An 11,710-nucleotide genomic window follows, 5' to 3' on the forward strand; every position below is an offset into this window, starting at 1 on the left:
CGGCACGCAGCCGGTCAAGCGGCGACCGCCCCGGCCCGTAGATACCGGGGAGGCGGAACACCCGCGCGCCGATCGCCAGCCACGCGGCATCCGCCCCTGTGCGCGCCGCGCGCCGCCCGCCGCCGACCGGCGCGGTCTCGTCGACCCATGCGCCGCCGGTGTCGCCATAGACCCCGGTCGAGGAGAGATAGCCGAGCCAGCGCCCGCCGAGCAGCTCGCGATATCGCGTCAGCACCGGGTCGGCACCGCTCTCGTCGGGCGGGACGGAGGATAGCACATGCGTCGCCGTCGCCATCCCGGCGCGCACCGCATCCGCATCGTCGAAGCGGATCGTCCCGTCGCGCCCGTCGCGTGTCGTCCCCAGTGTGGGCGCGCCGCTCGCCGCGGTGATCGCGCGCGCGGCGTAGCCGAGACCGAAGACGAACAGCCGCGTCATCTCATGGCGCCATCGGCCCGTCGAACAGCCCGGCGAAATAATCGCCCCGGTTCCACAGCGGGCGCGTGTCGGCGTCGGCGATCTCGCGCGCGATGCGGTAATTGGCGTCGACGAAGCGCACCGCCTGATCCCACAGGATCGGCTGGGTCAGATCGTCCGACGGGCGGTGATAATGCTTGTTCATGAAGTCGTCGGTCGCCGCCTTGCCCGGCCCCTTCGGCCCCGGCCACAGGAACACCGCCGGAATGCCGCGGCGGACGAAATTGAAATGGTCCGACCGCACGAAGATCGCCTCGCCCGGCATCGGATCGGGCGACAGCGTCACCCCGATCCCGGCCAGCGCACGCCCGATCACCGGGCCGAGCGTCGAACGATCGCCGCCGAACGCGACCATATCCTCGAAGCGATAGGTGAGGATCGGCATATCGAGATTGACGTCGGCGACGATTGTGCCCGTCGCGGGCAGATGCGCGGTGAAATAGTCGCTGCCGATCAGTCCCTTCTCCTCGGCGGTAAAGGCGACGAACATCACGGTGCGGCGTGGCGCGCGTTCGTGGAAACGCTTCGCCTCCTCGATCAGGCTGGCGATGCCGATCGCATCGTCGAGCGCGCCATTGTTGATCGTATCGCCGCGCGCGTCGGGCGCGGTGACCCCGATATGGTCAAGATGCGCGGAGAGCACGACGACCTCTTTCGCCAGCGCCGCGTCGCTGCCGGGCAGCACGCCGATGACATTGGACGAACGCGCCGCCTCGAAGGCGCTCGCGGTGTCGATCGTCAGCCGTGCGGGGAGCGGCTGCGCGGCGTAGCGCGGCACCGGACGCTTGGCTTCCTTGACCAGCGCCGCCCAGGAAATGCGCGTGCCCGCGAACAATTTCGCGGCGCCGGCCTCGCTGAACGTCGCGACGACCGGGATCGGCGCGTCGGCGTGGCCGCTGCCGTCGGCCTCGGCCCAGGTCATCCGCGGGCGGGCGCTGCGCTCGGCGACCCGGGCGAAGGGGGTGGTGCGCTCACTCCCCGGCGTGACGAGCTGGATCACGGCGACCGCGCCGCGCGCCGCCGCCGCTTCGGCCTTGGTATCGATGCTGCCGAGATAGGCGCGCTGCTCGGCATTGAGATCGTGCGGCGCGCCCGGCAGCAACGCGACGATCTTGCCCTTGACGTCGAGCCGCGCAAGATCGTCGGGCACGCCATAGCCGGCGAACACCAAAGGCGCGTCGAGCGACACCTTGGCGCGGCGCGGATCGGCCAACGGGACATAATCGGTCCCGGCGACGAGCGTGCGGCCGCCAAGCGAGGCGCGGCTCTCCCCGCTGGTGCGGTAGCGCACCAAAGGCACCGCCTGCAGATAGCCCCCGGCGCCTCCCCCCGGGCGTAACCCGGCGGCGTAGAAGCGCGACGCGACATATTGCGCGGCAATGTCATATTCGCCGCTGCCCGCCTCGCGCCCCTTCATCGCGTCCGAGGCGAGGAACATGACATGCGCCTTGATCGCCGCCTGATCGGCCGGCAGCGGCGCGTTGATCGCGGCGTTGACCGTCGCCGGATCGGGGGCGGTGTCTTGGGCGGCGAGCGGGGCGGAGAGGGCGAGGAGCGCGATCAGGCTCGCGCGGGCCGGCGGGAGAAGCGTCTTCATGAGTGCCGTCGGCGTAACACACGTTGCCACGGGCGCAAGGTTTCGATGGAACCCGCGCGGGCGCCGGCTATATTTCCCTTATGATCGACGCCCAGACCGCCCTCGCCCAGCCTCACGTCACCCGACGCGAGGATTATAGCCCGCCCGAGTGGCTGGTGCCCGAGGTCGCGCTCGATTTCGATCTCGACCCCGAGCGGACCCGCGTGAAAGCGCGGCTCGAGGTGACGCGGCGCGGCGCGCACGATGCGCCGCTGCGGCTCAACGGCGCGGGGCAGGCGCCGCTAGCGGTGCTGGTCGACGGCGTTGCGGTCAACGACTGGCGGCTCGACGGCGAGGACCTGATCGTCCCGCTCGCCGGCGGCAGGCATGTCGTCGAGACCGAGGTGGAGATCGCGCCCGAGCGCAACACCCAGCTGATGGGGCTCTACGCCTCGGGGGGGAACCTCTGCACGCAATGCGAGGCCGAAGGCTTCCGCCGCATCACTTACTTCCCCGATCGCCCCGATGTGCTCGCGCGCTATCGCGTGCGGATGACCGCGGACAAGGCACGCTTCCCGGTGCTGCTGGCGAACGGCGATCCGGTCGCGTCGGGCGACCTGCCCGGCGGACGGCATTGGTCCGAGTGGCACGATCCGTTCCCGAAACCGACTTACCTGTTCGCGCTGGTCGCGGGCGATCTGGCGGTCAACCGCGGCACCTTCGTCACGCAATCGGGGCGCGAGGTGGCGCTGGGCATCTGGGTGCGGCGCGCCGATCTGCCGCGCACCGATCATGCGCTCGATGCGCTGAAGGCGGCGATGGCGTGGGACGAGCGCGTCTATGGCCGCGAATATGATCTCGACGTGTTCAACATCGTCGCGGTCGACGATTTCAATTTCGGCGCGATGGAGAACAAGGGGCTCAATATCTTCAACAGCCGCTACATCCTTGCCGACCCCGATACTGCGACCGACTACGATTATGACGCGATCGCCGCGGTGGTGGCGCACGAATATTTCCACAATTGGTCGGGCAATCGCGTCACCTGCCGCGACTGGTTCCAGCTCTCGTTGAAGGAGGGCTTCACCGTCTATCGCGACCAGAGCTTCTCGGCCGATCAGGGATCGGCGGCGGTGAAAAGGATCGAGGATGTGCGCGGGCTTCGCGCGAGCCAGTTCCCCGAGGATTCGGGGCCGCTGGCGCATCCGGTGCGCCCCGAAAGCTATATCGAAATCTCCAATTTCTACACCGCGACGATCTACAACAAGGGCGCCGAGCTGATCCGCATGATGGCGACGATCCTCGGCCCGGCGAAATTCCGCGCCGCGACCGATCTCTATTTTTCGCGGTTCGACGGCACCGCCGCGACGTGCGAGGATTTCGTCGCGTGCATGGAGGAGGCGGGCGAGGTCGATCTGTCGCGTTTCCGCTTATGGTATTCGCAGGCCGGCACCCCGCGCGTTTCGGCGAGCATCAGCGACAATGGCGGCCGCGCGACCCTGCGGCTCGCGCAGCATGTCCCGCCGACCCCCGGCCAGCCCGACAAGCAGCCGATGGTGCTGCCGCTCAAGGTCAAATTGTTCGGCGCGGAGACCGGGCGGCCGCTGACCCCCGAACGGCTCGTGCTGTTCGACACATTGTCGGAATCGATCACCTTCGAAGGGCTGGCCGAGCGCCCGGTGCTGTCGATCAACCGCGGTTTCTCAGCGCCGGTGATCATCGAGAGCGATCGCCCGGCGACCGATCTTGCCTTCCTTTCGGCGCACGACGACGATCCCTTCGCGCGCTATGAGGCGATGCAGCAATTGATGCTCGACACGCTCGTCGCCGCGACGGTGGAGGGGCGCGCGGATCATCGCGCGGTGATCGATGCGGTGGCCAATACGCTCGGCGACGCAACGCTCGACCGCGCCTTCGTCGCGGAGGCGGTGCTGCTGCCGTCGGAAAGCTTCATCGGCGATCAGCTCGTCACGGTCGATCCCGACGCGATCTTCGCCGCGCGCGAGGCGCTGCGCCGCGATCTCGGCACCGCGCTCGCCGCGCAATGGCGCGCCGCCTATGACGAGGGCGACGGGCGGCCCTATGCCTATAATCCGGCGGCGAAGGGATTGCGCCGGCTGCGCAATGTCGCGCTCGGCTATATCGCCGCGAGCGGCGCGGCGGATATCGCGCCGCTCGCGTTCCGCCAGTTCGAGCGCGCCGACAATATGACCGACCGGCAAGCCGCGCTGACCACCCTGGTCAACGGCGACTGGGACGAGCGCGCCGCGGCGCTCGACATCTTCTACAATCGCTATGCCGACAATCCGCTGGTGCTCGACAAATGGTTCCAGACCCAAGCGCTGTCGACCCGCGACGATACCCCGAGTGCGGTGGCGGCGCTCGCCGCGCATCCCGATTTCACGCTCGCCAACCCCAATCGCGCGCGCAGCCTGATCGGGGCGTTCGGCGCCAACCAGCGCGCGTTCAACGCGATCGACGGGCGCGGCTATCGCTTCCTTGCCGATCAGCTGATCGCGCTCGACCGGATCAACCCGCAGACCGCGGCGAAACTGCTCCCGCCGCTCGGCCGCTGGCGGCGGTTTGATACGCGGCGCGCGGGGCTGATGCGCGCCGAGCTGGAGCGGATCGTCGCGGTGCCGGAATTGTCGAAGGATCTGTTCGAACAGGCGTCGAAGAGTCTGGAGGGGTAGCGCTCCCTCCGTCACCCCGGCCTTGAGCCGGGGTCCATTGTGCCGCAAGCACAGCGATCAGAACCTCTTGCTCCGCGCCTGCCTCCCGATGGACCCCGGCTCAAGGCCGGGGTGACGGTGTGGATCAGAACAACCGCCCGCCATTCGGCACCGCTTCGCTTGGCGCGAGCAGCACCACCTTGCCGTCCGCATCGGGCAGCCCGAGCGTCAGCACCTCGCTCATCATCTTGCCGATCTGGCGCGGCGGGAAGTTGACCACCGCCACCACCTGCCGCCCGACCAGCGTCTCCAGCGCATAATGTTCGGTGATCTGCGCCGAGGATTTCTTCACCCCGATCGTCGGACCGAAATCGATCGTCAGCTTGAACGCGGGTTTGCGCGCCTCGGGGAAGGGCTCGGCGGCGATGATCGTGCCGACGCGGATATCGACCTTGAGGAAATCGTCGAAGGAGATCGTCGCGGCGGCCTCGGCCGCCGGGTCATGCGTGACGTGCATCAGAAATCCGGGTTCTCGTAATAAGACGGCGGCTCGATCCCGCGCATCCGCTCGGCGAGCAGGGGACGGAAGCTGCGGCGGCTCTTGAAGGCGGAATACCAGGCCTTGGCGTGGGTATGCCCGCTCCAGTCGATCCCGCCGAGATAATCGGCGACCGAAATCTGCGCCGCGGCGGCGAGATCGGCGAGGCTGATCGTCGCGCCCGCCATCCATTTGCGGTGATCGAGCAGGAAATCGATATAATCGAGATGCCCGATCGCCGATTTCATCGCCTCGCGCAGCCGCGACGCATCGGGCGACGCGCGGTGGACGAGGCGCTTGATCATCCGCTCCTGGAGCAAGGGGCCGGTGACGTCGCGGTAGAAATGCGCGTCGAACCAGGTGACCAGCCGGCGGATCTCGGCGCGGTTCGCCGCGGTGCCGTTGATCATCTGCGCCTTGTCGACCGTCTCCTCGAAATATTCTGCGATCGCCATCGAATCGATCAGCAGGATATTGCGCGTCGGATCGGCCATCACCGGGGTCTGCCCGGCGGGGTTCATGTCGAAGAATTCGTCGCGCCGCGCCCAGGGCTCCTCGGGCACCAGCTCATAGCCGACGTCCTTCTCGTTGAGCAGCGCGCGGACCTTCCGCGTGAACGGGCACAAGGTGAAGTGATAGAGCTGCCACATGCCGCCACCCATAAGCCGGGTGGCGGCGATGCGGCAACGGCGGTTGCGCCGGAAAGCTCAATAAGCGCCGATCGCATCTGGAATATCATGTGTTTCCGCGAAAGCGGGAACCCAGCGGACGAGAACACCAACCCCGCCGCTCTTGGCCTCTGGGTCCCCGCCTTCGCGGGGACACAAGCAATGTCCACCCCGGCGAAGGCCGGGGTCCAGCAACGAGCGGCCCGATACTGGACCCCGGCCTGCGCCGGGGTGGACGCTATTTCCTACTCCGCCGCCTCCAGCGCCTCGCTGTCGTCGAGCGGGTGGGAGAGGCGGGTGAGCATCTCCTTCGGCACGACCTGCCAGAAATGCCCGGCCTCGCGCTCCCAATCCTCGAGGATCGCGCGCGACCATTTGCTGTCGGTCACCTCGGCATGTTCGCGGATCAGATTCTGCAGCACGCTTTCCCAATGCAGCGCCGAGAGCCTCTGCCAGGTGATGCTTTCCGGGTTGGCGCGGCGCGCGAAGCTGCCGTTGGGATCGTAGACGAACGCCATCCCGCCGGTCATGCCGGCGCCGAAATTGGCGCCGACCTCGCCGAGCACCACCGCGGTGCCGCCGGTCATATATTCGCAGCCGTTGGCGCCGCAGCCTTCGACCACCACGGTCGCGCCCGAATTGCGCACCGCGAAACGCTCCCCGGCCTGCCCGGCGGCATAGAGCCGCCCGGCGGTCGCGCCGTAGAGCACGGTATTGCCGATGATCGTGTTGTTCTGGCTGGCGAGCGGCGACGACACCGCCGGGCGCACCACGATCACCCCGCCGGACAGGCCCTTGCCGACATAATCATTGGCATCGCCGAACACCTCGAGCTTGACGCCCTTGACGAGGAACGCGCCGAGGCTCTGCCCGGCCGAGCCGCGCAGCCGGATCGTGACGTGGCCGTCGGCGAGCGTGTCCATCCCGAAGCGCGCGGTGATCTCGCTCGACAACCGCGTGCCCACCGCGCGATGCGTGTTGCGCACCGAATAAGTGAGCTGCATCTTCTCGCCGCGCGAGAAGACCGCCGCCGCATCCTTGATGATCTGCGCATCGAGGCTGTCGGGCACTTCGTTGCGGAAGGTCTTGAGGCTGAAACGACGCTGGTCGTCGTCGGCATCGACCTTGGCGAGTATCGGGTTCAAGTCGAGATCGTCGAGATGCTCGGCGCCACGGCTCACCTGGCGGAGCAATTCGGTGCGCCCGATCACCTCGTCGAGGCTGCGCACGCCGAGCCGGGCGAGGATGTCGCGCACCTCCTCGGCGATGAAGGTCATCAGGTTGATGACCTTTTCCGGCGTCCCGACGAACTTCTGCCGCAGCTTGTCGTCCTGCGTGCAGACGCCGACGGGGCAGGTGTTCGAATGGCATTGCCGCACCATGATGCAGCCCATCGCGACCAGCGAGAGCGTGCCGATGCCGAATTCCTCCGCGCCGAGGATCGCGGCGATCACGATGTCGCGCCCGGTCTTGAGCCCGCCGTCGGTGCGCAGCTTGACGCGGCCGCGCAGCCCGTTGAGCGTCAGCACCTGATTGACCTCGCTCAGCCCCATTTCCCACGGGGTGCCGGCATATTTGATGCTGGTCTGCGGGGAGGCGCCGGTGCCGCCGACGTGCCCCGAGACGAGGATCACGTCGGCGTGCGCCTTGGCGACGCCCGCCGCCACCGTGCCGATCCCGGCCGACGAGACGAGCTTGACGCAGACCCGCGCGCGCGGATTGATCTGCTTCAGATCGTAGATCAGCTGCGCCAGATCCTCGATCGAATAGATATCGTGATGCGGCGGCGGCGAGATCAGCGTCACCCCCGGAGTTGCGTGGCGCAACTTCGCGATGAATTCGGTGACCTTGAAGCCGGGGAGCTGGCCGCCCTCGCCGGGCTTGGCGCCCTGCGCTACCTTGATCTCGATCTCCTCGCAGGCGTTGAGATATTCTGCCGTGACGCCGAACCGCCCGCTGGCGATCTGCTTGATCACCGAATTGGCGTTGTCGCCGTTGGCATAAGGCGTGTAGCGCGCCTTGTCCTCGCCGCCCTCGCCCGACACCGCTTTGGCGCCGATGCGGTTCATCGCGATCGCCAGCGTCTCGTGCGCCTCGGGGCTGAGCGCGCCCAGCGACATCCCCGGCGTCACGAAGCGCTTGCGGATCTCGGTGATCGGCTCGACCTGATCGACCGGGATGCCCTCGCCGGGGAAGTTGAACTGTAGCAGATCGCGCAGATAGATCGGCGGCAGATCGGCCACCCCGCGCGCGAATTGCAGATAGGTGGTGTAGCTGTCGGTCGCGACCGAGGTCTGCAACAGATGCATCAGCTGCGCCGAATAGGCATGCGCCTCGCCGGTGTGGCGCTGGCGATAGAAGCCGCCGATCGGCAGGTTGACCACTGCCGGATCGAACGCCGCCTCGTGCCGCTCGGTCGCGTTGATATGGAGCGAGGCATAGCCCTCGCCCGAGATCTTCGCCGGCATCCCCGGGAACAGATCGTTGACCAGCGCGCGGCTGAGGCCCACCGCCTCGAAATTATAGCCGCCGCGATAGCTGGAGATCACCGCGATCCCCATCTTCGACATGATCTTGAGCAGCCCTTCCTCGATCGCGGTGCGATGCCGCTCGAGGCATTGTTCGATCGCGAGGTCGCCGAACAGCCCGCGCGCGTGGCGATCGGCGATCGCCGCCTCCGCCAGATAGGCGTTCACCGTCGTCGCGCCGACCCCGATCAGCACCGCATAATAATGCGTGTCGAGGCATTCCGCCGCGCGGACGTTGATCGAGGCATAGGAACGAAGCCCGCGCCGCACGAGATGCGTATGCACCGCCGCCGCCGCGAGCACGCCGGGGATCGCGACGCGATCGGGGCCGATATGCTCGTCGGTGAGGAACAATTCGCTCTTGCCCTCGCGCACCGCCTGCTCGGCCTGGTTGCGGATGCGCTGGATCGCGGCGCGCAGCCGCTCGGCATCGCCCGCCGCCTCGAAGGTGCAGTCGATCTCCGCCGCCGAATTGCCGAAATGTGCCTTGAGCCCGCCCCACATCGCCGAGGTGAGCACCGGCGAATCCATCACCAGCACGCGCTCGCGCCGATCCTCGGTATCGAGGATGTTGGCGAGATTGCCGAAGCGCGTCTTGAGCGACATCACATAACGTTCGCGCAAGCTGTCGATCGGCGGGTTGGTGACCTGCGAGAAATTCTGCCGGAAGAAATGGCTGAGCAATCGCGGCTTGTCCGAGATCACCGCAAGCGGCGTATCGTCGCCCATCGAGCCGATCGCTTCCTTGCCGGTCTCGACCATCGGCGCGAGGATCAGTTCCATATCCTCGAGCGTCTGCCCTGCCGCGACCTGCCGCCGCGCCAGCTCGGCGCGGTCGTAGCGCGGCACGGTCCCCGCCGGCGCCGGCGGAAGATCGTCGAGCGTCGCGAAATTGCCGATCATCGCGGCATAATCCTGCTCGCCGGCGATGCGGTCCTTGATCTCGCGATCGTGGAACACGCGCCCCTCGGCGAGATCGACCGCGATCATCTGCCCCGGCCCGAGCCGGCCCTTGGCGATGATCGTCGATTCGGGCACGACGACCATCCCGCTTTCCGATCCGACGATCAGCAGCCCGTCGGCGGTCTCGGTATAACGCAGCGGACGCAGCGCGTTGCGGTCCATCCCGGCGACCGCCCAGCGGCCGTCGGTCATCGCCAGCGCCGCCGGGCCGTCCCACGGCTCCATCACGCTGGCGAGATATTGGTACATCGCGGCATGTGCAGGCGGCACATCCTCGTCGCCGCTGTTGCGCCACGCCTCGGGCACCAGCATCAGCTTCGCGGTTGGCGCATCGCGGCCCGAGCGGCAGATCGCCTCGAAGGTCGCATCGAGCGCGGCGGTGTCGCTCGCGCCCGCCGGGATCACCGGCTTGATATCCTCCGAATGCTCGCCGAACGCGATCGAGGCCATGCGGATCTCGTGGCTCAGCATCCAGTTCTTGTTGCCGCGGATCGTGTTGATCTCGCCGTTGTGCGCGAGGCAGCGGAACGGCTGCGCCAACCACCATTGCGGGAAGGTGTTGGTCGAATAACGCTGGTGGAAGATCGCGACGCGGCTCTCGAAGCGCTTGTCGGTCAGGTCCGGGTAGAACACCGACAGGCTCTCGGCGAGGAACAGCCCCTTGTAGACGATCGAGCGGCACGAGAGCGAGCAGATGTAGAAGCCCTGGATCTGCGCCGCGATCACGCGCTTCTCGATCCGCCGGCGGACGAGATAGAGGTTCTTCTCGAATTCGGCCGCGTCGACCTCTTCGGGCAGCGGCCCGGCGATCATGATCTGTTCGATCTCGGGGCGGGTTTCCTGCGCCTTGCGCCCGATCACGCTGACGTCGACCGGCACCTGGCGCCAGCCGTAGATCGTATAGCCCGCCTCGATGATCGCGCTCTCGACGATCGTGCGGCAGGTTTCCTGCGCGCCGAGATCGGTGCGCGGCAGGAATATCATGCCGACCGCGAGCCGGTTGTGGAGCACCTTGTGCCCGCTCGCCGCGATCGCATCGTCGAAGAAGCGGATCGGCAGATCGACGTGGATCCCCGCGCCGTCGCCGGTCTTGCCGTCGGCATCGACCGCGCCGCGATGCCACACCGCCTTCAATGCATCGATCGCCGACTGGACGACGCGGCGCGACGGCCGCCCATCGGTCGCGGCGACGAGGCCGACGCCGCAGGCATCGGATTCGAGCTCGGGGCGGTACATGCCGTGCGTGGCAAGGTGGGTGCGCTGTTCTTCGAGCGTGCGGGCCATGACGGGGGCCTCCGTGCGATCCTGGGTCACTTCGCGTCCTTTCCGGTCGCGGCGTCGGTTGACGTCTTTTTCGGCGGGGGCGGGAGATGTTTGGTCGCATCGGCGACATGAGCCATGATCTTCGGCATCGCCTGCATCATCTTCGGTACGAATGCCTGCATCGCGTTGACCATATCCGGCCCCATCATCAGCAGCATCGAATCAGAGGCATAAGCCTTGCCGGTGGGCGTCGCGAAGAAACGCTGGAGGTCACCGAGTTCAGCCACCGAGAAGCGCCGGGCATAGGACGCGGTGAGGGCATCGCGAACCTCGGGCTCGATCTCGGTCATCAACGTGGCCATCTCGTCGCCCATCACCTTCATCGTGATGCGCATCCGCTCGCGGAAATAGGGATCGGCGCGATCCGCCGCCTGCCCAAGCGTTTCGTCCGGGTGGACGTCCTTCGCTTTGCTCGCGTCGGCCGGGAGCCCCATGTTCTTGGCGAATTCGTGCGGCTTCATGTCGAACATCCGCATCATCGTGCCCTGCACGACCTGATCCATCGTCGCATGCATGACGCGGGCATAGGTGCCGAGCGGCCACAGCGCGTCGATAACCGGCCGCGCCGCGACAAGACGCGCGGGATCGGGTGCCGGAAGCGCGGCCGGTGCCTCGGTCACCGGCTCGGCAAGCAACGGCGTGGGGGCGGCGAACAGCGCGGCCGCGCACAGCGCATGACGCAGCATCATGCCGCCACCCGTTCGCTCGCGGCCTTGGCCTTGAGCCACTTATGCATCTGCTCGGCGACATCGCGCCCGTCGCGGATCGCCCACACCACGAGGCTCGCGCCCCGCACGATATCGCCCGCGGCGAACACGCCGTCGAGGCTGGTCATCAGCGTCTTGCCGTCGACCAGCAAGGTGCCCCAGCGCGTTACCCCCAGTTCGGGCGCATCCCACAGCCGCGGCAGTTCCTCGGCATCGAAGCCCAGCGCCTTGATCACCAGGTCGGCGGGGAAGGACAGTTC

8 protein-coding genes are annotated in these 11,710 nt (G+C 67.4%); 1 reads left to right on the forward strand and 7 read right to left on the reverse strand.

Annotated elements, in window-relative coordinates:
- On the reverse strand, positions 1-436 hold a 436-nt coding region (locus BGN95_RS24405; RefSeq protein WP_502688348.1), incomplete at its 3' end, for a Rossmann-fold NAD(P)-binding domain-containing protein.
- Position 437: 1 nt separating this feature from the next.
- A complete protein-coding gene (locus tag BGN95_RS24410; protein ID WP_286774315.1) occupies positions 438-2,072 on the reverse strand; it encodes a M28 family peptidase in 1,635 nt (544 codons plus the stop codon).
- Positions 2,073-2,152: 80 nt separating this feature from the next.
- Between BGN95_RS24410 and pepN the strand changes: the two genes are divergently transcribed.
- A complete protein-coding gene (pepN, locus tag BGN95_RS24415; protein WP_286774316.1) occupies positions 2,153-4,744 on the forward strand; it encodes an aminopeptidase N in 2,592 nt (863 codons plus the stop codon).
- 124 nt (positions 4,745-4,868) lie between these two features.
- Here pepN and BGN95_RS24420 read toward each other — a convergent pair whose 3' ends face one another.
- The 5 genes from BGN95_RS24420 to BGN95_RS24440 all read right to left on the reverse strand — a co-directional run.
- Positions 4,869-5,240 (reverse strand): tRNA-binding protein, encoded by a 372-nt coding sequence (locus BGN95_RS24420; protein ID WP_265313374.1) that lies wholly within the window; start codon positions 5,238-5,240, stop codon positions 4,869-4,871.
- The gene (locus tag BGN95_RS24425; RefSeq protein WP_179513769.1) at positions 5,240-5,911 is read right to left on the reverse strand and encodes a glutathione S-transferase family protein; all 672 of its coding nucleotides are present in this window, start codon (positions 5,909-5,911) and stop codon (positions 5,240-5,242) included. The genes BGN95_RS24420 and BGN95_RS24425 overlap by 1 nt, the downstream gene beginning before the upstream one ends.
- A gap of 263 nt (positions 5,912-6,174) precedes the next feature.
- Entirely contained in the window at positions 6,175-10,704 is a 4,530-nt protein-coding gene (gene gltB / locus BGN95_RS24430; RefSeq protein WP_286774317.1) for a glutamate synthase large subunit, read from the reverse strand.
- Positions 10,705-10,730: 26 nt separating this feature from the next.
- Positions 10,731-11,432 (reverse strand): DUF2059 domain-containing protein, encoded by a 702-nt coding sequence (locus BGN95_RS24435; protein WP_286774318.1) that lies wholly within the window; start codon positions 11,430-11,432, stop codon positions 10,731-10,733.
- The coding region (locus BGN95_RS24440; protein WP_286774319.1) for an FAD-dependent oxidoreductase at positions 11,429-11,710 on the reverse strand (282 nt) is incomplete at its 5' end. The genes BGN95_RS24440 and BGN95_RS24435, both read right to left, overlap by 4 nt.

Source organism: Sphingomonas sp. 66-10, assembly GCF_001897045.1.
GTDB classification, from domain to species: domain Bacteria; phylum Pseudomonadota; class Alphaproteobacteria; order Sphingomonadales; family Sphingomonadaceae; genus Sphingomonas; species Sphingomonas lycopersici.